Source organism: Trinickia violacea, from assembly GCF_005280735.1.
Classification (GTDB): Bacteria; Pseudomonadota; Gammaproteobacteria; order Burkholderiales; family Burkholderiaceae; genus Trinickia_A; species Trinickia_A violacea.
Genome location: NZ_CP040077.1, coordinates 286,674 through 311,295, shown reverse-complemented (window position 1 = coordinate 311,295; position 24,622 = coordinate 286,674). Strand labels below are relative to the sequence as shown.

The following is a 24,622-nucleotide window of genomic DNA, read 5'->3' as shown; positions in this document are numbered from 1 at the left end:
GGAGACTCAAAGTTGCGATTTCAAAATGTCGATCTTGGCGATACGCATCACGTCGTCCTGCATCAGATCCGTCAAGCCTTTCGCGTCTGAAGTACCCTGAATCACGCGCCCGTCGCTCATGGTGATCTTGTAAGCCTGATTTGCTACTGGCATTGGCGTGTCTTCGGTGTGTCCCGGGTAATGCAGCTGATAACGCTGCTTCGTGCCATCCTTGCCGAAGTTCGGTGGCGAAGATTGTTGCGTCGAAGGTCCGTTGAACGAGTGACCTGCCGTCTTCACAGTGAGACGTCCGTTGGAGCCGATTTCGTGGCCGCCGCCGATGGTGTAGTAGCTGCCGTCGGCCGCCACGATATGAATCTTTTCTCCGGTGATATAGACGTCCTTGGTGGCGGCCAGGTGCAGATCCTTCTGCGCCTGTATGACTACATCGCCCGCCTGGGCCTGGACCTGGACATCGCCCTGATTCGCTACGGCGCTGAGCCCATTGGCCATCGCGAACAACTGCATGCCTTGGCCTGCATGTGCCACCCAGCGTTGGCCGCTGACCAATTGAAGGTGCTGCTGCGCGACCTGGTCGATGTTCTCGCCCGCATAGGTCACGTGTGTTTTCGGCGTCACGTTGACGGACCCGGCCTGCGCACCGAACGCCATTAGCGCATGCGAACTGGACGCTGATGCAGCACCGGTTTCCGACGTGCCACTGCCTGGAGACCAACTCTTGAACGCGGAGGCAACGGCCTGCTGCCCCGTCGCATCGGTCGCCTGACCGCCGTGCTGTCCGGCATAGTCCCCCAGCGACTTAAACAGTTCCGTGCACTCGCCAAGCAGTTGGAGCAGTTCGTCTCGGTCGAGCTGGTTACCGCTCGCCTGGGACCGCGCGTAGGTGGTGAGCAGAATGCCCTGCGCGGCCCGTAGCGCCGCCGCCGCGTCCGTGCGCAGCTCCGCCCCCTCTCCACGGTCCGAGCCCTGCCCGTTTTCCCGCGGCTGCGTGAGGTAACCCAAATTCAGCTGTGAATAACTGTGCTCGCTCGCCAACTGCGCACTGATTTGCCCCGGCGAATCATCCAGCCGCAGTTGGTTATACCGCTGCCCTTTCACTTCTCGCGACCGCAGGCCCGACAGGTAGCGGTTGCCAGGTAGTGATCCCGTGCGGCTGAACGTTGCTGGCATATTCTTGCTGTTGCTGAATACGCCCGCCACATACATGCGGTCCGGATCGCCATTTGCGAAATCGAGCAGTACTTCCATGCCTACACGCAGCGGTACGTGCTCGCCGAACGAGTCGCCCGCCCAGCCGGTCAGCACGCGCACAGAAGCACTATCGGCATGCGTGCCACTGGTGCCGGCGCCGTTCGCGTGCTCATGGTCGGCTGGGTCTAGCCCCTGAATTTGGACATTGGCGCGACCATACTCATCGCAGTACACCTCCTCGCCTTCGGGCGCCGTCACCTTACCGATGATCGGGTAGACAGGCGGCAGATCACTGCGCGGATCATAGGTAGGGGTAAGCGGCGTATCGCGCGACACGCCGCTGAAGGTGTTCTCATAGCGGCTCGGAGTTGAGCCATCGATGGTAGCCGGACGTGCCCGTGTATTGACCGATACTGGCGGCGTCTCGAACGACCAGCGGCTTGCGGTAAAGAGGGCCTCAGAGCGTTCGTTCAAGTCCTTCGGCAGATTGTTCTCGCCGCGATGGTGCAACACGGTAACGACAATGCGGCGCTTATCCTCCGGCAGCCGTCCCAGTTCCGGATGTCCTGACACGCTGATCCAGTAACCTACAGCGAGATCACGGACACCGCTTGCCGCGTCGACCCGGGCTGCTCGGGCGCTGTGCGCATTCTGGCGAGCTTGGCCCAGCCGATCGTAGTCCGCCCAAGAATCGGCCATGTGCGGCGAATCGATGCGCGCGTCCGAGAGCAGTTGTGCGAGGTCATTGCCCGCCGGGCCCTGCTCGACGCCCGTGGCCCCCTCGGTCTGGTCGATTCGGCTGGGCTTGAGATCCCAGCTAGCCCGCCGAACCCAACCAGCCACAAGCTGACGTCCCATGCACAGCAGCGTGATTGAATCTCGCGTGCCGGTGGTTGCGTCCGGGTGGTAATCAACCGTGCCCGCCGTCGACTGCGCCAGCTTCATCGAGTCGTCGAACAGCACCAGCGTGTGGGACGGCTGCGTGCCGTTGCCCGTATTCCCCTGGCTGCTGCCTGCTCGCACAAACCACGCAATACCATCACGGCGACACAGCCGCCGAATGAAATCTGCGTCCGATTCGTTGAACTGAAACGTCTGCTCGCGCACCGGATATTTTGAGGTATCAAGGTTCGAGACATCCAGATCGAAGGTGCCGGCCAGAGTGGTGCTTTTGCGCCGCCATTCCTGCACGAGCATTTGGATAATGTCGATAACGCTCTTTTGACGGAATATGCGGGTGTTGATGCGCCGCTCCATTATTGAGAGCGCGTCCCGGATAACCAGTTGGTATGTCGCCAGCGAGCCGTCTGATTCGCCTTCATGCGCGTCGGTGACAATCGCGCAGATCGAATGCAGCCCACCTTGATCGGTGACCAGTTGGACCGTAACAGGCTGGCCGAGGAATGTTTCGAGTTGTACGCCGATGCTGGTCGAAATACAGGAAAGGCGACCTTCGATACCACCGCACAGTTCTTCGCGAATGTCGATGCGCTGAATCAGCAGCAAACCTGCCAAGTCTTTCTGGGAACTGTTCCAGAATAAACGAAAAGGGCGGTTGTCCTGCGATGGCAGAGCTCCGACAAATACGCGTGTTATGGCGGGATAATTCACGTCCTGTTCCCCCGAATTCGGAATACAGATTTACGCAAAACGGGTCGCCCGCAAAAATTTGCAAAAAACTACCCAATTTGATGCAGGCTGAGTTTTACGTTGTTCGGACTAAATCGCGCGAAAATATCAGGGCGCTTTCGTGCTGTCAAATATGAGAATAAATTGCAGCATTTATTTCTCGATAATGCATGCATCGGGAATTGTTGCCGAATCTCACTCACCGCCCGGCGGATCAGCGCGCTAGTGCACCGTCCATCACTGCGGGAGTTCAGACCGCTACGCCGCCCGACGCATGGGTCTGTCACACGCAATCAATTCCAGTATCACCGGGAAGTTCGCGCCACTAGGCATAAGCGCTTAATGTACGGCCCCGATACGAAAATCAAGAGCTCTGCACAGACGTTTCATAAAGCCCTCCAACTCAGGCAATTTGAGCGGGCTCTTTGACGACAGTCGATCGCGCTACTTTACTCAGCCAAACCCTTCTTTCAACTTAGATTACTTGTCGCCATTCAACGCTGAGCGCAGCTGGGAATGCAACTCGGATAACGAGAATAAAGAAAGGTTGGCTTTGATCGATGCGCAACAGCCTCTGAATCCCCGAATGACCGAGGAGAGTTGATGAAGTCAATAAAAGATGACTGAGAGCAAGTGCCGATTGAATTCGAAGTGACATGCATTTTTCCTCAGCGCGGGACAGTGGGGTAAGCGACCGTTGATTTCTGTGTTGACGTGGAAGATTACCGCACGTTCTAGCTGGCAATCAGCGATCTAGCCGACGCCACTGCCTGCGACTTTAGTGCCTACGTTGGCACCGATCGCAACCAAAAAGAATTCTGGCCAGGCAGTGGCCTAAAGCGGGGAGCCTGGCTGTCAACGGAAACCACAATTCCGACATGGAAACAAAAACCCCGCGAGCCTTACGGGACGCGGGGTTTGCGGAATACTGCGGATCTTCGTGGAATACTTAATGGTGCGGAGGACAATCGAACAAAACGTCTAATGTCCAATATTTAAAGATTTTTCTTCTTATACGCTTCCCTAGATACCCCCAAAACTACCCCCCAACCCTGCATTGTTGGCGCAAGCTCAGTCGCGCTGAAGCAGCAGTCGCACTATCATCAGACTTGACGCACCTCCATCACGGACAACGGCGCAGGAAGTCTGGCGCTGACCTGGCCCGGTGGCACGGTCACCGGGGCATTGAATGAAGTCAGTGGCGCTCCGATTTTCGACGCAGAGAATTCGACCGCGCAATTACTCGTCTTCAAGTCGCTCTCGGGCGGCGCGAACCTGCAGGTGATCGAAGGCGGCAAGCTTGGAGCAGGGTTGTCTCTTGTCGGCACACTCTGCGCTGTTGAACAGGGCGACATCATCAAGGCCGTGGCTCCGGGGTCGCTGAATTTCATGAACGCGAATGTGGCGGTGGCAGGTTCAGGCGCAACGATTACACGGAACGCATCGCATGGCGCGACGGACACGGTCCCGCAACTGTCCGGCTTCACACCGCGTAATCAGGGAGTGACGGGCGCCATCGCCACGCAATATCCGTGGGGCATTGGCATTGTCGCACCGCATTCAAGCAGCGCTCAGGCACTTGTCCTAACGCAGCCGATTCCATTGGGCGCATTTCAGGTAGCTATGCGCTTGCGCGCGGCGCCGCTGAATGCCAACTACGGTTGCGTTGGCCCGTGCCCGTACGACAGCGCAAGCGGAAAGTTGAAACTCTTCGAGCTCGCGTATCTGAAACAGCTCGGCTACTGGGTCGGCAACTTCAGCAATTTCTCGTCGTGGGGCGGAAACGCTTTCTCGACGAATCTCGGTGCCATTCCTGAATGGATGTGAATCCGTAGCGACGCGACGAACTGGTTTTACGAAGTGCCGGGCGACGGTTCATCGTGGCAAACGCTTTTCAGCGAAACGATCCGCTGACGATCGTCAACGATCTCCCACTCGATGATCAGACGCGGCTCGGTGTGCAGGCTGGGCTGATCGTGTTTCAGACGGCGCTGTCGGCAGCGCTGACGACTCAATAGTCAGATCATCGCCCTTATCCCCACGCTGCACTCATCAATGTTGCAAGATCTCGTCGCGATAAAACTTCTGTAAATTCTCGCCAATCTTTCTCCAGTGGCATCATCATGCCGGTGTAGCGTAAATCGAAGCCCGTTGCTTTCTTTTGCGCATTGATATACTCATCCAGCCTTTCGCCGAGCGTTTCGATGTCATCGATCCACTCATCCTTGATGGTGTCCGGCAGCGATCCAAAGAGATCGTAGCGGTCCTTCATGCGCTCGGATAGGCGCTCGTAAATTTTCTCATCTACGGTCTGCTCGAACACGAGGTTCAGCATGTCCACGGTTGCTCGCCGCTGCCCGAAGCGTTTAATGCGGCCGATGCGTTGTTCGAGACGCGTCGGATTCCACGGAAGATCGATATTGATCAGCGTGCCAAGGGTTTGCAGATTCAAGCCCTCGCAAGCGGCGTCGGTCGCCACCATGACACGGATCTGGTGTTCGGCCACCATGCGCTTGAGCGTTTCGCGTTCGACGGTCACGCTGTCGCCGCGCTGGTACAGGCGGCTGCGGTCCGCACCCGCGTATAGGCCGACCGCCTCTTCGGGATAACGCGCCGCCAGAGAATCGGCCAGCCACTTTGCGGTGTCGTAGTACTGGCTGAAGATGATGACGCCCAAGATCAGCCACTTCTCTTTATCGAGGAAGTGAACGACTGCCTCCATCTTCGGGTCGGCATCCAGTCTTTCCAGTCGGTCGATCAGGCGTTGCAGCACCTCGCGCTCCTCGCCTGTCTCGACCTTGACGTCCGCTTCTTGCTCTTCGTTTTCTTCATGTTCGGCGTCGCCTTTTAGCAGGCGCCGCGCAGTTGCTAAGCCCGCATAGACGCTGGAGCAGATGCGCTGCTCCATCAGGTTTTTCATGAAGCCGCTGCCCTTGCCGCGTTTGGCCAGTGCTTTGCCAAAAGCGCGGGCCTCTCCATACGCCTGGCGGAAGTTCTCCGAGGTGCGTAGCGCCTTGCCCTCGAACAACGCATCGAAGGCACGCTGTTCGGTGATCTGCTCGCGTTCGGGATGGACATCCACACCCACTGGGGTTAGCAAAGGCTTACCGTCTTTGTCTTTTGTTTCCTCGAGCTGTTGGCGCTTGCGCAGCACGACATGCCGTACCACCGGATTTTCACGCTGGAAAAAGGTAGCGCCAGCAATGCGGCGCTCCAATTCCTCCTCTAGAATTTCCCGCGTTTCTTCCGTTAAGTTAGCAAGTGAACGGTCAGTCTGCCATCCACCGTTCTGTAGACCTAAGTCTTGTCGGATAGCAGAGAACAAGCGTCGAGCGCGGGGTTCTATGGTCGACTCCGTGCGCGGCAGCGGTGAGCGCAGCAACTCCCAAGCATGGGCGAGTGTCGCTACTTCCACACGGCCCGAAAGGATATCGAGCACGTCGTCAGGACGATTCCACGGGGCGAGGTCATGACCTAGCACAAAGCGCCCGGGACCTTGATGCAGGATGCCTAGCAAATCCCACAGATCAGCGGGGCTGGTCTGAATCGGTGTTGCCGTACCCAATAGCACATGATCTGAGCGTGCGGCAATTTCACGCATAAAGGCTAACAGCTCGTTGGGTGTCCCAGCCTCCGTGCCGAAGCCTTGGCGGGTTCTCGCTTTGTGAGCCTCGTCTAAAATGACGACGCCGAAGTGCATACCGAGCAGGTGCAACTTTTCCAGCGAATCGCGCATCATCAGACCGGTGGAGACGATGCCGATCCGCAGCGGGCAATGAGCAATCTGCTCGCGCCCCGCAGGGGAAATGATGCGCTCCTCTGCGTCCAGCCAAACCTTGCCTACCGTATCCCAACGTGCGGTTGGAACGCCGAGCTTGTCTAGCATCTCGGTCTGCCATTGCTCGGTTAGTGTGGCGGGGGCGAAGATCACCACCGGACGGCGCGGGCCGTTTTCCTTGTCGGATAGCAGGCACAGCGTCAGTGCTGCGGTGGCTAGAGAGAGCGTCTTACCCAAGCCTACCTCGTCAGCTAGCAGCAGGCGTACTGTTCCGTACAAGCGTTGATGCCGCAGACATTCAGTCAGGAAACCTTGTTGCCACGGCTGGAGTTGTTGGCCCTCACGATACAGCGGTGACTCGATCAGCGCCGCAGGTGCAAGGTTCTCATCGTCTTCGATCTCAGTAAACTCGATCTCGCGCCGATAGCTGCGCCGATGCACCTCGCGGATTACTGCCTGCGGCAGGGGCTTGGCAGCGTTCCAGAGAAAGTCAAATTCCTCCTCGATCCATGCTACGCCGTCCGGCGACTCGTCTTCCCATAGGATCTCGTAGTGGCGTTGCCAGCCATTGCGCGTCTCGTTCATCGAGCCGACGAATCCGAGTCTACGCCCATCTGCTAGCTCGATCACGCCCGCCTTGCCATGCACGAAACCGCAGATGTCGTCAGGCGCGACACGCACTGCAGGCCCATGCTTTTGGAGGAAGGAATCTAAGCGCCGATAACGCTCACGGTTCAACAGCGCCTCAGCTTCTAGACCGCGTTCGTTCCAGCGGCCCAGCATCTTGCTCTCGCGCAGTTGCGCAATCTTCAAATCGTCCGGGTGGATGTCCACGTTGCAGACGATCTTGACCTCTGGAATCTGTTCCAGAGCCTCACCTGCCACCTCGAACAAGGAACTGGTGAAGTAGCCCGCGATGCGCTTGTAGCTTTTCGCGCCGATCAAATGCTGCATCAGGAAGCTCGCATCCAGCGGGTGGGTACGCGAAGAAAATCGCCGGATGCTCATCCTTAGATCCCTCACTCGCCAAAGCGCAGATTCTTCAGGCGTGCACCCAACACCTCCGCGGCGTGTCGTGCTTCCGGCTCGCGTGACTTGCGCTCGATGAAGGCAAGCATGTCAGTCAGCAGAGAGCGAACTTCGAGGAAGTCGACCATCTCGCCGCGCATCTGATCAACGATGACCTGCGGCTCGGTGTCCTTCAGTAGTTGCTGCACGGCGATGATAAGGCGCCCCAGCCGGGTCGCACCGATCTCGGTTGTGTCAGTCAGATCGCGCGAGGCATATTCGCTTACACGCTTCAGGCGCGCGTGGTTGGGCCGCATGTCGCCCATCACGCGAGTATAGTCCTCGACACGGAAGGCTTTAGCGAAATTTTGATAGTTGTCCAGCTTGGCTGCCCCGGTGGTTTCCATGTCCAGCATTCTCAGGACAAATCGTTCGATACCAGTGAGCTTGGCCCAAGTGTCAGCCGCCAACCCCTCTGGCACCAGCAGACTGGACGCAGTTTCTGCCGCCTGTTGCACGATTTCGTCCACCACCGTGACTTCGCCCCGCGCACGAGGACGCAGTGCGAAGCTGGTGACATCCTCGCCACCGATGTGGGTGTAAGCAGTCAGGACCTTGAGCGCCGCTGCATAACCGGCCATCTGCAAGTCGGAGTCGTTAAACACCGGCTCACCATGATGTGCCTTCACCGTGTCGTTCAGATGCATCATGGTTTCGATCTGGCTGGCCACTTCCTGCCGTACAGCGGGCAACAGACGTTGCTTGAAGCCAGTACGTTCACCAGCGGTGCGCTTCTTAAGCATCAGGATGACAGTGCCTTGAACGAACGCCCCAACCTTTCCAGATGTGGTCTCTGTTGCAATATACCAAGCAGCTACGACCTGCAGTCCGGCGGCCCAGAAGACGCCTACTAGATCGCCCCAGACGCTAGTATCCTGATGCGTGAACATCACGCACTGCGTGCCGTTATCCGGCATGTGCTCAGCCATTGTCTTGTAGGCAGCCACCATACCTCGACGGAAATCCTCACCGGAACCCTTGATTGCCAACGCCCGCCTGGAATCCCACACCCATTCATCAAAGGGCTGAGGTGGATTCTTGCGAAGCCAAGCAATAAAGAATTCCGTTATTTCGTGATAGATCACCGCGTCTGCATATGGCGGATCAGAAATAAAAAGCTCACATTCTTCAGAAATGGCAGACGCCTCGGATGACTGCACGAAGCCGCTTCGTGTAACAGGGGGGCGGTCATGGATATCTGAAATTCCAATGAATACAGGCGCGAGATAATTCCAAGCCCTAACTCCCCAATTCATTGGCGTACTCAGCGATTGATCGCTAAATACTTGCGCGATTTTTGGCATCCGCCCCGGACCGGGAAACGAGTCCCAGATACATAGTTTTGCGGATCGCTGAATCGCGTCCGGGAGAAATACACTGACTTCGCTTTGAAGTCTTCCCTCTAATTTTCGAACCTCGTTCCTTAGCAACGCTAACATTAGCAGCTGCCTAGGGGAGAAAAGGTGATGCCAGTGCGTCCAACCGCGTGTCCGGATAGGCTCGTCGGTCTTGTCGCCCGGCTCGATCGCCATATCCGGAATAAGTCCATTTGCCTGCCACTCCGTGAGATTTTCGGAAACAATGGCGTCGACCTGCTTTTCACGAATAAAGTCTGCTTCCGACGGGGCTGCCAAGAAGACATCAGGTCGTGATTTCCCCAGCGATTCATTGGATATCCACATGATCGCATAGAGGCGCTCCTGGAAAACATCATCTGGACGGGGCTTGAAGTCGCTCACGTCCCAACGCCGGAGCCTATTGCCAGTGCCACCGTCAGGCAATCGGTAGTCTCCACGTAGCGTCTTTATGGGCGTGCGGTAGAGCTTGCCAGCCAATTCATACACCAGATCACCGCCCTGTACCGTGCCATTTTCAGCGGCCTTTAATTCCGCGTTGGATGCATCAGCAAGAATCTCAATATTGAAGCGCTTGTTCGCGGAATCGGGCTTCAGGCGGGCGATGACATTATGTGCTTTTGATATAACCCATGAGGGTGCCATCGGAACTAGCCATCCAGTTTCCGGGCAGCGCGTCTCCAAGCAATAGAGATATGCTTTAGCACGATTTCCATTAGCATCGTGCTCAATACCGAAGCCGCTGATCTCTCGGTCTACAGCGTCAGCCACCGCACGCTGCGCGCTCTCAATTTCAGCTCTATGTTCTTGGCTTGCGCCAACGATATTGAGTGCGCCCCAAGTCAGCATGCAAGCTATCGGATTCAGGTCCGACGCATAGGTGTCGCAACCAATACGCGCGGCCTCGAAAGGAATGGAGCCACCGCCACTAAAGGTGTCACCCACTCTCGGACGCTTCCCATAACGCAAGATACCCAGTTGCTCGACCAAGTCAGCGAAGGAACATGCATTGAGGCCGAGGTCGCCATAGTGCTGATTGACGACTGGCCATACAGGAGCGTACAGCCATCCCTGATCCATTTCCTCTGGACGTTTACAGAGACTTGCTTTCTCCTCGTAACTGGGAAGCGTGGCGAGTGCACGGCGGTAAAGCACAAGCTTCTCGTCATCAGTTATGTCCCGCCGCCAACCGCGCCCGCTAAAGTAGCGCTCCGGATCAGAAATCGGGATCAGCTCCTGCAATTTCGCCGCCGAGTAGGCGTTGGCGGCCAGTGCACGGCGGGCAAGACCCTCATCATCGAAGGCCATCAGCTTTTCGAAAATGGCTAGATCGGCTTCCCCGTCACCGGTGGGAGGAAGCAGACTGCCCAGCACAATGGCGCGCACAAGAATCAGCGGTTTGCGACCTTTCCAGTACGATCCGAGTGCAGTCAAGGTTTGACCAGCTCCCGCTTTGCGTTCCTTCTGCGCCTCAAATGACACCTTCTGCGCCGGGAATACCGATTCAATCAGCGCAGGCGCATCTTTGAGAGCCAGGGGCGTGAGCGTTGCCATGTGTGTTTTTGCGTGCATTGTGTGTGTAATTGTTCAATGAGCCGTGGCGGTTTCGGGCGCGAACCAGCCCTGTGACCTCAGTCGTTTTCCGCGATGGTGAGTTTGTTTGCCTTAAGCTCCCGCTTGCGCATGGTCCAGGCATGGAGCTGACGCGTTACGCGTCATGTTGGGCCGTGCCTTCGCAGCTCAGTGCCCAATGCACGGTGACCTGCAATTCGAGACTGCAGCGGGACTCAAAGTCTTCGACCAAGCGGTTCACGTAAGCGATGTGGTCGATCTTCGGTTGCGGCGGTGCGAGCAAAGCATTCATGAAGTCTCGTCCCCAAACAGGTCGAGTGAGGTCCGAATGTCATCCTTACCGCGCCCGCTACGGCGCGAGCGTGGAGCCAACAAGTCACTTTGCGCGACATCGCCCAAGGCGTGCTTGAGCGCGACGCGCCAGCCCCTGTCCGCATCCATGAGGCCGCCCGTACTTATCGCTGTCATTCCGAAAAGCCACCACCGTTCTTCCGGGCGCAATGCCAGCCAGTTGCGGACGGCGACCGGGATCTTCTCCGCGTCCATCTGCTCGACTGCCCACGCCAGCACGCACAGCTCCTTGCCGAGTAAGCGGTCCACACGGTTGTCGCCGACCTTCCATGCGCTGGATTTCAAGCCGTGCGTCGCCAAGCGCGCATTGAAGGCACGCTGCACTTCCGCACGAATGGCGGTCCAGCGTGGACGATCCAGCAAGACACGGTCGATCACCACGCTGTCCACACTAGCGGCCTGCAAGCCAAGATGTTCGCTGATCTGAACCTTGCTCGTGCTCCCCCTGGGAATCACGACCGTGAAGTGGTGAGGGTCGGAGGTCGCCGGCACGCCGAAGCCTAGTGTGTGCTGTACCTGTGCACGCTCCTGTGGCAATTCGGTATTGGCTACGAACTTGGCTTTCGCCATTTTCAATCCTCCTGAATAACTTCACCGGGTTTCAATTCAATCCCTGCGAGCTTGGCAAATTCTTTCAGTGCGAAACCTGTATCGAACTGCACTCCATCTGCAATTGCAATATTGACTAGAGCCTCGGGCTCGCCCAGCACTTCGCGCAGGCTGTTGACGATGCCCTCGATGATCGTCGCCGTAACCTCGCGCTCCTGGAATCGAATAGTCACGGTGTTCTCGCCCTCGCCTATTTCGACACGTACACCCTTAAAGCGCGTGCCCGGCTGATCACGGAAACGATTGATGATGCCGAATACACGATCAGTCGTATCGAGAGTGACACGTTTGCTTTGCAGGCGCGCGGGCTTGCTGTCGACGATTTGAACCGTCTTGTCTCCGCTGGCGGGAATCTGGAAGTCCGCCGTCTTATTGGCTTCACCCGCTCGGGCGAATACCAGCAAACGGCAGCTCGCAGAATCGATCTCGAACGGCGCCTCATAGCGGTTTCCGCCCTTGGGATTCGAGCCGTCGAAAGTGTAGAAAAGCTCGGCATGTGGTGTGGCAGCTAGAGTGACGCGGCGTTTGTCTGCAGCAGGCTCGACCTGATGACGTACCTTGAGATCAGCGAGCCAGCGCGTGGCCGCTGCGCTCTCGTGCTGGCCGGTAGTGTCCTTGACCCAGAAATACAGCGTACCTTCAGACGTAGTAAAGTTCTCTAGGTCATCTACTTTGTGATCCTTGTCCGATACATCGGCTTTGGTCGACCAATAGATAACCGGGCTTTCACCCGCATGGCGCGGCGTGAGGCTCAATACCGTTTCGCCGGTGTCTGATTTGACGTTGATTACGGAGACGTTAACGGTCGCCTTGTCCTTGGGGAACGGTCCCTTCTCGATGTAACCGTCCTCGCCCAGACGCCAGCGCCCCTGCTTCAGTGATTCGGTCTTGAGCGTATCTAACCCGCTTGAGCCCGGCATCCAAGGCCAGATAGGCGAGCACTTGGCTCGGGTGACAACATCCTTCCAAGGAGTGCGACGGTTGTCCTTACCGGACGGCCACAGGTACTCCTCGGCCTGCGCGAAATACTCGTCGAGGTTGTCCTTAATCAGTTCGGGTACGAGCTTGTAATCGGCGCGCGGGCTCGCCAACAGTTTTTCGACCTGCACTTCGGCTGACTGATCATCTTTTCCGATTTTAAGACCCTGATCAATGGTCACCCCGGCCAGTACGTCACGACCGTCTACGGGGTCATTGGCGGGGAAGTAAAGACGGTTGTACGCTGCAGACAGCGCCTTTCCGAAGCGATCCTCTGATTCTTCGAGGCGATCTCGTGCCTCCTCGAACAAGGTATCGTTAGGCTTGAGTCGTTTGTGAATCTGTTCGATAGCGTACAACTCACGTAGTCGCTCCTCGACCACGTCGGCCAAAAGGCTGTCTTGGCCTGTCAACACAAGCAGATTGTTCTTCTCCTGTTGGTAATCGAAAAAGTTCTGCAATTCGCTGGGCGGCATCTTCCCGTCGGGCTTGACGACGATCAGTGTGCGCGGACCACCAAGCTTGAGTTCGTCCAGCTTGGGCAGCACTTGCGCGTCCTGATACGCAATTTTGCGAACTGGATCAAGGATGCCTGCGAGGCGGTTGATGAGCGCCTGATCAACCTTGGGTTGAGGAACTTCCTTGGCATTGCGCTCGATCTGACGCGACAGGTTCTCGGTTTCCTTGATAAAGAAGCGTTGCTCTTCGCGATGGAGATACCACGCCGATTCGCGCAGGCGCTGCAATGCCTGTAGAAACTCGTCCGGCTTGCGTTGCGGCGCAGCAAGGAATTCGATCAACTCGCTTTCGGACAAACCGATGCGTCCGCCGACGGCACGCGACAGGCTGGATGCGAGCAGCAAGGTCATCACCTGCTGTGCGGCATCCCCTGCTAGTTCGATATCAATGTGCTCGGCGATAGCGTTGCTCTTGTCGGCAATATCACGCGTTACTGCAGGCATCAGCTTTGGAGCAATGCGCTCGATCTCATCCTTGACCTGATTGTCATTGAGGTCGAGATGCTGCGTGCCGACCAGAAAGATGTCGTCCGCATCGCGTTCTTCCACGCTCTTTAGCAGACGCGCAGTGAACTGCATCAGGCCACGGGTCTGTCGGAAACCTTCGTTTTCCTTAAATAGCGCTACAAGATGCTTGAAGGACGGATGGAAGGGATAGGTCTCCCTTATCTGCTCCACAATTTGCTCAATGCTGCTAGCCACAATGTAGCCGCCATCTTCGGCCTTCTTGATCTGCTGAGCGTACTCTTCTGCGATATCAGAGATAACACGTTCGTCCGGCAGTTCGTCGATGAGCCGCTTCTTGAGGATCTCGTAAATTTCATTACCCGCCAGTTGCACCGGCGTGATAGTCATAGCCTGACGACGAGTTTCCTGCTGCAGGTTAGAGATGGCGTCGCCTAGCGCCTTGGTTTGCGCCTTGTAGCTGCCCGAGAGGTTGGCGATGACAATGGCGCAGTTGGGCAGCTCCAGTGCCGCGCTCATCAAACTGCTCAGGCTGTAAACCACCATATTGGCGAGGGTGCCTTGCCCGAAAACCTGCGTGCTGGCGTTGTCCAGATAGGGCGGGAGTTCGTCGAGCAGGATCAGTGTCGGCTGGTCACCGATGATTTCTTTCCATTGACGCTGATCGACGGCCTTTGGCCCATTGACCCAGTGCTGCTTGATGGCTTCTGCTGCGCCAAGCTGGGTCGCAATCTCGCCCCAGATATAGTTTTCCGGATTATTGCGACCATTGAATGCGGCAATGCGCGCCTGACCGAACTCAGCTCGAGACGCCAGATCGGCAGGCAGGACGTCGTTGCGCAAATGAGGATGTCGGGCAAGCAGACCGAGCGCAATCATCATGTGCGTCTTACCGCCGCCCATCGCTTGGGTCAGTTCAAAGACGGCCTGGTCGGATTTGCCGGACAGGCGCAGCAGCCCCTCACGGAAAAGCTGATCCATGCCATGGGTGACGAAATTACGCGAGAAAAATTCGCTCCCGTCACCTTCGTCTTTGATGAGCTCTGCAAGGTTTTCAATTCCCTGGCTCATCCGGTAGTCGCGGATGATGGGATTGAACCTGCAAGCCTGCTTGACCGTCTTGATCATGAACGCACCCCGTGATTGTTCTTGGTGTTGGAGAGCGAAATCGCAATGCCGCGTTGCTCGCAATAATCCCGAATCAGAACCTCGACCATGTTTGCAATGGATCGATGTTCCAAATCCGCCGCAACACGAAGCGCTTCCTTTAATCCGGGGTCGATACGAAATGTCAGCGTGGCACTCTTGCTTGCGGCCATAGCCTCTCCGGAAACCGTTGTCACTGTAAATGTACTGCACTTTACAGCATTGAATGACTTCCCACAATGCGGCGAGGAGACGGATGGACGCTGTAGGAGTCGGGTGAGGGCACGTAGCTGAAAGATGCACGGCAAGAGCGAATCGGAGACTTGGTGGCAGAGAAATGCTTTCCAGACATGACGGCGGAATTTCTGCCGTAAGCCAAGTCTGAAGTAGCGTTTCTCGATGAATGCATGCCAATGACGAGACGATCGAGGTGCTTTGTTCTATAAGGCGTCGATCTCGATGGATTGAGTTGCCTCGCACAGCCGCGCCCCTTCGTATACAAAGCCGGGAAAATGATGGCAGGCGTCAAGCAGACGGGTCAGCAACATGGTCAACAAGCCCAGAACCGGCAAGGACAGAGCCGCCGTTGTCCCCGAACAGCAAGCGCTTGCGCAGTACGTCCCAGATCTGCATAACTGGCCTGCGTCGTGGCGAGTCGCCGACGATGATATTCCGACTGGACAGGCAATCGTGGCCATATTCACGCCTTTCCTTGAGCATCTCGTAACCTTGGGATATGCACGCAACACATTGCTTCGGCACCGCGATGACATCTGGATGCCGGCGGCGAAATGATCCGGCGCCGCCACGAAGATCCCGATCTCCTTACCCTTCCGGTGGCAACCCTCCTGGACAAACTCATCGAGGAAGACGGCGGCCCCCTAATCTGGCCAGCGATCTCCGAGTCCGCACAAAATGCCTTTGATGCAACTTGTCGCAAGCTCTATCAGTATCTGAATCAAGCTCCACTTGGCTAGGCGCGCACACCAATTCACCCACAGATTCCGCCGACGATCCGAAATCTCATGGTGGGATGTCAAGCAAATCAATCAGTCTCGCCCAAGTATGAGTTTGATGTTGGCCAGAATCGCGTTCAGGTCTAATCCCATACCTTCGTGTTCTTCGGTTACTAGCAGAGTCCCCACCCTTTTATCGTCCATTTCAGGCAACGGCAAAGGAAGAATCCCTGCCTTACGGTAGGCAGCCTTTTTGCGCTCCCAACGTTTCTTGTACTCGTCATCGGAGAGCATCCCGTTGTGCTCCCAGTACCAGACCGTGCCGGCATCCTCGTCGCGAATCGTGAAATCAGGCGATCGTTCAATGCCATCCAAAACGAGTGGTTGCTCGTACTGATATTTGATTCCTGCAGCCTTCAGCTTGTCGGCGATGATCCATTCGGATTTTGACCGGACCAATTCACCGTTTTCCGTCAGGTAGATCAACTTCTCATCCAGGAAGACAGACTTGTTTCGTACCTTGATTTCTACCGGCGCCGACGGTGCAAAGAGATTTGTCATCCGCCGGTTGATCTCCGATGCTGCCTCTTGGCTGAAGTGCCGCAGATCCCGGAAGTCCCCTTGGTGGAGAATGATGATCTTGTCCCTCTGGCGCGTCAGGGCGGTGTAGAGCATCTCACGTGTCAGGTTGCGGCAGGGGTTCGGAACCACAACGAAGGTCTTGCCGAACTCACTCCCCTGCGTCTTGTGCACGGTCAGAGCATAGGCCAGTTCAAGCGGTGGTGTACTCTCCTGCGAATCGAATTCCCACGGCTTGTACTTGTAGGAAACCCCGGGCTGCGAGGCCAACTCAACTTCGACTTCGTAGGGCGACCAATTTCTCGCCTTGGTCTTGCGGTGCCCTGTGATGATGCCGATGTCGCCGTTCGCAACATAGGCATCATCCGTTTCCGGATAGGTCTCGCGCCCGCTCTTGTTGATGACGTTGATAACTTTGTCGCCGTAGATGATTCCCTCTGGGCCCGCAGGGCTTGGGATCTTCTTGGTCCAGCCGGTTTGAGCAGCCATCTTGAGGAAGGACTTCCTAAACTGCTGCTGCAGCGCGCGGTTGATTCCGGTGACACCCGCTTGGTACTGCTTGATTGGCGAGAGGATTTGCCACGCTTCGGCCTTCTTGGATGCTCCTGGCCGATCCTTGTACTGGGTATTGAAGAACACGGTTGAGCCGCCGTCGAACTCGGAAAAGACGCCGCCCAGTGACTCTTCGAAAGTCACTTCATCAGTGATCGACTTCAGCTTCAACTCAGCCTTCAGCTCATCGAGCAGTAACTGTTGAAGCTGATCCGGCTTGTTCCACCGAACCAGCTTCACAAAGTTCGACTTTCCGGACGCCACGGTCTGCCAGATCTCGTCGGCGCCAGCATCCAGTGGTCTGCCACTAAAAGCCTGAGCAAGCAGCACGTCATCGCGAACATCGCCGTCCTCAGCTCCTTGGCGCATCGTAACGGTCAGTTCTGCGAAGCACCCTGCGACGCGTGTTCGCAAGCTCTCGATATTGGCCGGCTTCAAGAAATTGACGATGTCCACGTAGGGCCGACCCGCACCGATCGGTGGCAGTTGCTTGGGGTCACCCACCAGAACTAGCCTATCTACGCTTTCAACCGCATCCAAAAGTGCTGCGAGTTGCTCTTCGGTTAGCATGGAGCATTCATCAATGATGACTGTGGCATGCACGGCCGAGCGGTCCGCATCCTCATTGACGAAATACCGCCCGGTCTTACCGTCGTACCGCTCGAATCCATTCAAGAACTGGGCGACTGTCTTTCCTTGGCCGGGCATACCGCTCGCCTGTTCCAGCCTCACGCGAGCTTTTCCAGTTGGCGCAAGCAGCAGGATTCCCTTGTTCTTTACGCTATCAATAGTGCACAATGCCTTCAGCAAGGTGCTCTTTCCCGTGCCAGCTGCTCCCATGAGCACAGAGACTCCGGACTTGTAGAGCACCTCCAAAGCCGCCGACTTTTCCTTGCGCGCAGCTACGTCCCGGTTGTTCGGGTTCGACTTGGCGGCGCCCTTGTCCTTCGTTGAATCAATTGCTGCATCGACCAGCGCTGCCCAGTTGTGTTCTCCGGTGTTGGCCTTGCGGGATCTGCGCTTACTAATCTTCGCCCTGATCAGGGTCGAAGTCTCGACATAGCGATCCAACTGAAACGCCTGGAGGCCGTCCTTGACTTGGATGCTTTCAATCTTGGGTGCCAGCCCGTCTTCAAGAATCGAGAGTGTGTCCATGTCCAACGGACAGTCGGGCTGCAGGGCGCGGTCACGAATTCGCTGAACCACCCACGTGGCCATGAGATAGGTATGCCCCTCCGTTCGAGCTGCCTCTTCCAGCGTCAGGAGCATTGCCGCGCGTACACGTCGCTCATCGATGGCTTCGCGCACGAGGCTTGGCTCGGGCAGCGGAAATGCCGTACGGATCGACTCTGGGGGGAAGATGCCACGATCCACGATCTCAAAAGCCACCGGATCGGCCTGCAACCGGTCTTCTTCATAGACCAAGTAAGGATTCGCTAGGATTGCTGCATCACCCAGATCAATACCGGCTTTCGTACGCTCCGTCGGCTGATACCAGCGCAGAGCTTGAGCATCGGTCAGATTGAACCGTGCTAACAACATCAACAGTGCACGCCGCTCGGGCTGCAGCTTCTCCCACTTCTTTCTGAGAGTGTCGCCGATGCCATCGCGCAGGTAAGCAGGTAGACCTTCTGGCTTTTTGAGCAGTTCTGCCAAGGCTGGCCAGGGGTCTAATTTCTCGTCGCCCTGACTAGCCAGATACCAGGCCAACAAGTTGCCGTGAGGAAAGCCGAACGCGTTCAGGGCGGCGCCCAATCCAGGGAAGGCGCCACGCACTTCCCAGAGCCGGTTCAGCTCCGCATCGATCCATGCCAGATGTTCCTCCCAGGGCTCGTCGGCCAAGTACTGGCGCATCGTCTTAATGGCTTTCTCGATGGCCAGCAACGAAGAAATGGCGCCGTCGTGTGCCAGATGTTCGGTGCCGTAGGAGTAGCTACCAAAGTATTCGTCTGGAGCGAATGCGGTACAAGCAGCAAGGTCAATGGATTCATCTGTCTCCGCAGCTTGCACCAAATCCTGGTAGGGCAGCAAGAAACCGTCCGAGTCTTTCGGTCGGATCGAGTGCTCAATGTTACGTTCCCAAAGATACCCGCTGATGTTATCCTTCGGTTTCTGACCACCTAGGTAGTGATACTCGATCGGCGCACTCACTGACTTAACGCGTCCCACACCGATGATCACGCGACGCGCATCCTCTATCAGCGGTGTGCGCTTGGCATAGAAGAACACCAGAGACTCATTCGGCTTGGCCACGCTAAAAAACGTGTCAAGGATGACGCGCTGGTTGGTGCCTTCTTGAACCCAGGTCTTCTTGTCTTTTTCCCAACCCTTGTTGACAGTGAGATCCGGCTCGCGTTCGGTCTGGTAGCCCAACTGCAGGATTTCTTTCAGACTTGGTACGCCCCACTTCTTATTGCCTTCCACCTGCTCGCGCAACATCCAGCGAAACGGAATGGCTGCGACCGAGTACGGGCGGATTGTGTAGGGCGTGTCAGCGAAATGCCCATGCGTGAGCTTGGCACTCTCTGAATAGGGATGCTTCTTCTGCATCGACAGCGGAAACTTCGCCATGAAGGTTCCATGCTCATCAACACATGGCGGATGCTGGAAGCGATCCAGCGACTCAAAGCTTTCGCCGGCATGCAGCAGTTCAAAGGCGTCGTCACGCCCTGTCGCAATACGCGGAAGCACTGTACAACTGGTGTTTGCAGTGCAACCTTGACAAAAAGTGCCCTTCCAGCCGGAGTCGTGCCAAGGTACCCGAATAGTTAGATGTTGGACCGGTAGAACGCGTGCGCCTTGAATCATTTCGTATCCCCCGTGGAATGTCTCGATGATGCCGCTTTCGACACCGTACTGAGTTTAAAGCGAGTGTCGGTCCGCCTGTCCGTTTGCGGAACCAATCTTTCTAGTCCGGATAAAGCTCGTCGCGATCAGGCCGTTCTATTGGCTTACTACGGATGGGGACATCGTCCTCCACGTCCTTGGCCGGTACAATCTGGCCAAGTGAAAACGCATCCAATGCCAATCCGCACGCCACCGAAATTCGTTGGTACTCGTCGCGCTCTCCTGAAAAATCGGCCAAGCGTGGATGCAAAGGCAAGGGCATCAAATTGACTACCCGCGCCGACCGTTGTCCGCCTGCCTGTACAGAGACGGCATAACCATCCACCTTGGCACCGCCACCCGTCAGGAATGTTGGCAGACCGTCGTGCCACGCGGGGGATAACCGGTAGCGTAGCTGTTTGGTTCGGCATAGTACGTTCTCAACCATGCCACTAACCGCTTTCCAAAAGATTCCATCGCGCAGACGGATTTGATCTTCGGAGATGCCACTGGCCTCGGCATATTCTTTCGCGTTGGGCACAGGCTGAAGTTCATCAGGAAGAGTCGCGTTGTCGGGTGGTGATGCCCCCACCAGCCTGTTCTGGTTAAGCATTTGTGTACCGAGCAGTCGAACTTCAGGTACGAGAAAAGGAAAAACGGACTCCTCATCTCTTTCGTGAACGATGAAAGTCACGAGATCAAAGGTACCACCTCCGACGTCGGCTAGAGCATGGAGGCCTAGTTTTCGCTGCGGCGATTGAACGTAACCTGCAATTTGAGCCACAAATTCCGGCAGAGCTCGCAGATCGATCAGATCGTTCGATCCAGTATTCAGCTTCCCGGCCAAGACGCCTTCTCGCGCTTGCTTCAGATGGATATCCGCCTCTCCCAGACTCAGAGACCACGCCAAACTGCCCAGTTTCTTGTACGTGACCTCCATCCGCTCAGTCTCGAGACCGTTACTCGGCACGCCAATGTTTAGCAGCCAGCGAATATGGCCCAAACCGATCTTGCTCCCATGGTGGCGATATATCCATGCACGTACATAGCGAAGTACGATCGCCACAAATACGGCTGCCGTCGCAATCGACTCCGCGGACACAGCTGGTTCGATAAACGGCTGCTTAAGGCGCTGACGCACTCGCTCGAAGGGTACACCGGGTGCCTGTCCAATATGGCAACTTCCGTCGTCCAGCTCGCTGTATTCAGTTGGCAGAAGATACTTATCTGGCGCCGCGGATATGCCTTCCCAGCCAACTGGAAAGATCTGATCTCTCATTCCCACGGCGGCCTTCGTGTATGAGGTGCCGAAATCCAGTCCGATCACAATGTCCAGCGGCCGGCTACTTGGCGATGGAGTATATTGACTCCGAGCCCCCGCTGTAACCCAGGGCTCAGGTGACTTATAAAACGATCGCCTTGTCAGCGCGCCGCGCTGCTGCTGGTCAAGCGTCTCTGGAACGCCTTTCAGCTCTTCCGATTCGGCATTTCTTTTGAGGGTGCAAATGCTTCGCGTCTTTGCTATCGGCGTCGAAGTAGCCGCTCGAAGTCGATTCTCCGAATTCTGTTGTGAATGCACTGTGGGTGGCGATTTGCATGCTGATGTTTCGTGCGGTCCGGACTTAGGATTTTTTTTTAGTGACTCGAGCCAGGTCGTCGCGTCAATACCCCTAATTTCTCTGGGTTTGGAGTCCGCATCCTGCCTGCGCCTTTCTTCCTTCGTCTTAGCGGTTAGCGACTGCTTCTTGATCGCGCGTAATGCGCTCTTCCAGTCGTTCATTGCGCCCCCCCTTTGCCGGCCTTCTTATTCGATGCGAATCACTCCAGCACATACCGGTGCGTCGTCCGGTTGCATGCGTTCTTTGCGACGGATCTGTTCTTGCTTCAGGTCCACGACGGCGCGAAGCTTGTCAATACGACCTTGCGTGGCCCGGACAAGTCCTTGTCTACCCAAAGATGCGTGCTGCTCTAGTACCGCCTCTAAAGTCTGCAACCTTCGTTGCAGGTGTTGATCGATTCCGTGAAGCTGAAACATTAGGCGATCGGCGTTCTCATCCTGCTTGCGCTTTTTCGCACGTAGGTAGGCTTCGTTCAAGTGGACTTCCAACACATCAAGGCACGCGCTCGCTATCTCCGCCGACACGATATTGGGAGCCTCGATCCAGTCCGACCCTTGTAGTCGGGCAAGGTTGATGAGCGCTTCAGCCTGATCGTCGCCTAGCGGAATACGGTCAGCAATTCCGCACACAGCAGCTTGCAACCACTCCTCATCGCGTACCCCGCTGAAGGTCCATCGCCGCAGAGCGAACACGTAGTCGCCCGGTGGAGTACCTCCAGCATTTGACGCTGAAACCCTTACTGAGACCAGCGGAAAAAATGCCTCGTCTAGCTCTTTAAGGCGCTCACTCACAAAGCGGATCAGGGGATGAAACTGATGGATGCTCTCCCATGCGTTGCTGCTTGGACTAGTGAGGTTGTTCAGAAACCGGCACTGCCGCGGTAGCCCGTTGCCAAGCAAGGTTTGCCCGACAATACCCTTTCGTCGACAAAAGTCATCCAAATCTGCCGCCGTACTTGCGGGCAGTCGGATCGAAAACTCGGTGGTCGCCTCCAATTGTTGGAATTGATGCCCCGGTGCATGGCGATTCAGGAAGTCTCGGATATATATGACTAGATCGCGCTCCGTTACTCGGCGGGAGAGCTCCTGGGCAGCGGCGATACGTTCTAACACCAGGCCACCGTGTGCCATCATCTGCGATGCGTTCCTCTCGAGTTCCTCTTGTCGCTTGCGCACATTCTCTAGCGCTTGAGCTGCTCGCTGAATTTCTTCCTCTTCTTGCGCGGGGGTCAGTCGGCTAGTCAGTAACCTCGACTCCAACCGCTTGATGGTCTCACCGATGATCGGCTCTGGCTCGCCGAGAGCTTGCTCGAATACTCGCAGGCGCGCCAACAATCGGCTGAAGATCCGCTCGTCAATCGTTTCCTGATAGAAAAGATTCCAGATGTGAATCACTTGCGCGCTCTGTCCCAAGCGATCAATACGTCCAATCCTCTGCTCCACACGCATGGGATTCCACGGCAGATCATAATTGACCAGTAAGCGGCAGAACTGCAGGTCAACACCCTCGGAAGCCACCTCGGTCGCAACTAGAATGCGGAGGTCCGAACGCTCGCGGAATTCGTTGATTATGTCCTGCTTTGATTCCGCCATATTCCCCCACAGCAACCTGCTCGGCATGCCAAGCGAAGACAGGCGCTCACTTAGGTACCGCGCAGTCACTCGGAACGACGTAAAGAGAATCACCTTCTCACGCGGGTTCTTGGCGAAGTAGCTTTTCAGCACCGCGACAAGACGCCGTAGCTTGGAATCCGTACGCTCTAAGGCTTCCACGTCCAAATCGCGCGGCCGTTGAGCCAATAGGAACTCTTTGAGGGAGAGGCTGATGTCCTCTAGCTCCTTTTCCTCGTCCGTCTCTTCATACTCCTCTGCGGCTTGGTCCGCCAAGTCCTCTACCAAGGAATTGTCGCCACCAAGCCAGGCACGGGCAAAGGCTGCCGGACAGCTGCAAAATTGCCGTTGCGGTGTCGCCAGCAGGAATCCATCAGAAATGCCGCGTCGCCATGCATAGTCGCGAGTTACCTCTGTCACGTACTTGTAAAAGGCGTCCTCGGCCGGCGTCATGGGCACCTTTTCTGGGTAGACTTTGCGCAGCGGGCGCTCTAATTGAACGTCACGCTTGCGTGTACGCGTAAGTACATGCCCGAGAAGATTGACTCGCTCGAAGCTAGCGGCAAGTTCAGCGCGATAATCGGACTTAGTCAGTAGCTCGTCGGTAGGTGGGTTCTCTAATAGGGTTGCTAACTGTCGCGAATTACGCAGTAAGTCACTGTCGGCTGCCTGCCGGATGTACTCAATGATTGTCGACGCGCTTGAAGCGGGGTTGAGTGCCGCGTCGCGTGCCCCGACCAATGGCTGATTGGCCGCTAGCAGTTCCTGAAAGCTCGAAGGATATTGAAAGTGATCCGGGTCACACAACTGTAGCAGGTGGAACAGATCATCGTTATGCAGATTGATCGGCGTCGCCGACAGGAGCACCCGCTGATGTGAAACTTTCTGCAACATTTCCCCTAAGTGGTGTACCGCGCTCTCTGGGTTGCGCATGTAATGCGCTTCATCAAAGACCACGAGATCCACCAGTGGCTCTTCCTCCCCATGCTCATCAAGCAAATTTGCGAGAATCTGTCTTCCAGAAGCTTTTCTGGCGAGGGACTCAGTGCCAGGTCGCCAGCTTTTCGGCGGCCGGAGCGCCTGATAACTTGCTATCCAGGCTTTGGCAGCTCCGGTGCCGGAAGCATGCGCTAGCTCATCTGCTAAAGTCCTCGCATCAACGATGGTCGCGTCGATGCCGAATCGAAGCTTCAATTCGTCACGCCATTTTTCGCGAAGCACTGCCGGACAAACGATCAGTAGGCGGCGCATGTCTTCGCGCGCGCGAAGTTCCGTCCAGATGATTCCTGCCTCAATCGTCTTGCCAAGACCAACCTCGTCCGCGATCAACAAGCCATCTGCCGGAGATTCAAGCAGCGTCAACAGCGGCTTGTACTGGTGGGGATAAAAATCGGTATTGGTCACGCCCATCGAATACACGAGATTTGCCAGGCGACCAGAAAGGTGCACGTGCGTCAAACTGCGGCGCAAATCCTCCGAACGCCCATAGCGACCTGTTTCGATCAGCTCGAATCGGTCCTTCGAAGCGATGACGCACACTTCTTCGAGTTGGTCTTCAGCAACGTAATCGAGAGAGCCGTCCTGCCAACGCACCCCGTGATAGTGCACGCTTCCCCGGTTGCGAATTTGCCCGGTGGTCGCTCCGATCTTGCCGGGATTATCGATACGCCGGACGTCCGTTCCAGGTGCCCAAGTGGTCAGATTGCATCCCGAAGTAGTTAATTCGGCTGAATTTTCCATGCCAGAAGTCACCGCGTCTTTTAGAGAATTCCGGTTAAAAAGTAACTGCTAGAGCAATTCAGCTCGGCCTCTTGCGAGAA

Annotated in this window: 13 protein-coding genes; 3 read left to right on the top strand and 10 right to left on the bottom strand. The window is 56.4% G+C overall.

The features are described from left to right. Nucleotides 1-6: 6 nt before the first annotated feature. Nucleotides 7-2,802, bottom strand: coding sequence for a type VI secretion system Vgr family protein (locus FAZ95_RS01295; RefSeq protein ID WP_254699782.1), 2,796 nt, complete (start codon nucleotides 2,800-2,802; stop codon nucleotides 7-9). Nucleotides 2,803-4,005: 1,203 nt separating this feature from the next. On the opposite strand from FAZ95_RS01295, the gene FAZ95_RS01290 reads away from it, so the two are divergent. Beyond that, nucleotides 4,006-4,647 carry a hypothetical protein gene (locus FAZ95_RS01290; RefSeq protein WP_137330773.1) on the top strand — a complete coding sequence of 214 codons (642 nt, stop codon included), beginning with the start codon at nucleotides 4,006-4,008 and terminating at the stop codon, nucleotides 4,645-4,647. Nucleotides 4,648-4,700: 53 nt separating this feature from the next. Next, nucleotides 4,701-4,838 carry a hypothetical protein gene (locus FAZ95_RS39150; RefSeq protein WP_175425492.1) on the top strand — a complete coding sequence of 46 codons (138 nt, stop codon included), beginning with the start codon at nucleotides 4,701-4,703 and terminating at the stop codon, nucleotides 4,836-4,838. Nucleotides 4,839-4,852: 14 nt separating this feature from the next. Here FAZ95_RS39150 and FAZ95_RS01285 read toward each other — a convergent pair whose 3' ends face one another. The 6 genes from FAZ95_RS01285 to FAZ95_RS01265 all read right to left on the bottom strand — a co-directional run bounded on the left by FAZ95_RS01285 (nucleotide 4,853) and on the right by FAZ95_RS01265 (nucleotide 14,833). Next, complete coding sequence (locus tag FAZ95_RS01285; protein WP_137330772.1) at nucleotides 4,853-7,606, bottom strand: phospholipase D-like domain-containing anti-phage protein; 2,754 nt, start codon at nucleotides 7,604-7,606, stop codon at nucleotides 4,853-4,855. An 11-nt stretch (nucleotides 7,607-7,617) separates the two neighbouring features. Then, nucleotides 7,618-10,575 (bottom strand): anti-phage-associated DUF1156 domain-containing protein, encoded by a 2,958-nt coding sequence (locus tag FAZ95_RS01280; protein WP_137330771.1) that lies wholly within the window; start codon nucleotides 10,573-10,575, stop codon nucleotides 7,618-7,620. Between the two features lie 154 nt (nucleotides 10,576-10,729). Beyond that, nucleotides 10,730-10,885 carry a hypothetical protein gene (locus FAZ95_RS39145; RefSeq protein WP_175425491.1) on the bottom strand — a complete coding sequence of 52 codons (156 nt, stop codon included), beginning with the start codon at nucleotides 10,883-10,885 and terminating at the stop codon, nucleotides 10,730-10,732. Continuing rightward, entirely contained in the window at nucleotides 10,882-11,514 is a 633-nt protein-coding gene (locus FAZ95_RS01275; RefSeq protein WP_137330770.1) for an anti-phage-associated DUF3780 domain-containing protein, read from the bottom strand. Before FAZ95_RS01275 ends, FAZ95_RS39145 begins: the two co-directional genes overlap by 4 nt. A gap of 2 nt (nucleotides 11,515-11,516) precedes the next feature. Then, a complete protein-coding gene (locus FAZ95_RS01270) occupies nucleotides 11,517-14,642 on the bottom strand; it encodes an anti-phage-associated DUF499 domain-containing protein (protein WP_137330769.1) in 3,126 nt (1,041 codons plus the stop codon). Further along, complete coding sequence (locus FAZ95_RS01265) at nucleotides 14,639-14,833, bottom strand: type II toxin-antitoxin system antitoxin (protein ID WP_137330768.1); 195 nt, start codon at nucleotides 14,831-14,833, stop codon at nucleotides 14,639-14,641. Before FAZ95_RS01265 ends, FAZ95_RS01270 begins: the two co-directional genes overlap by 4 nt. 373 nt (nucleotides 14,834-15,206) lie before the next feature. Between FAZ95_RS01265 and FAZ95_RS39840 the strand changes: the two genes are divergently transcribed. After that, entirely contained in the window at nucleotides 15,207-15,455 is a 249-nt protein-coding gene (locus FAZ95_RS39840) for a hypothetical protein (protein ID WP_254699781.1), read from the top strand. A gap of 254 nt (nucleotides 15,456-15,709) precedes the next feature. Here the strand turns inward: FAZ95_RS39840 and FAZ95_RS01255 are convergent, their stop codons facing one another. The 3 genes from FAZ95_RS01255 to FAZ95_RS01245 all read right to left on the bottom strand — a co-directional run bounded on the left by FAZ95_RS01255 (nucleotide 15,710) and on the right by FAZ95_RS01245 (nucleotide 24,542). Further along, a complete protein-coding gene (locus FAZ95_RS01255; protein ID WP_254699780.1) occupies nucleotides 15,710-19,438 on the bottom strand; it encodes an AAA family ATPase in 3,729 nt (1,242 codons plus the stop codon). 217 nt (nucleotides 19,439-19,655) lie between these two features. Then, nucleotides 19,656-21,353, bottom strand: a complete 1,698-nt coding sequence (locus FAZ95_RS01250) for a hypothetical protein (RefSeq protein ID WP_137330767.1) — start codon at nucleotides 21,351-21,353, stop codon at nucleotides 19,656-19,658. Between the two features lie 24 nt (nucleotides 21,354-21,377). After that, on the bottom strand, nucleotides 21,378-24,542 hold the full coding sequence (locus FAZ95_RS01245; RefSeq protein WP_137330766.1) for an SNF2-related protein: 3,165 nt from the start codon (nucleotides 24,540-24,542) through the stop codon (nucleotides 21,378-21,380). Nucleotides 24,543-24,622 lie beyond the last annotated feature (80 nt).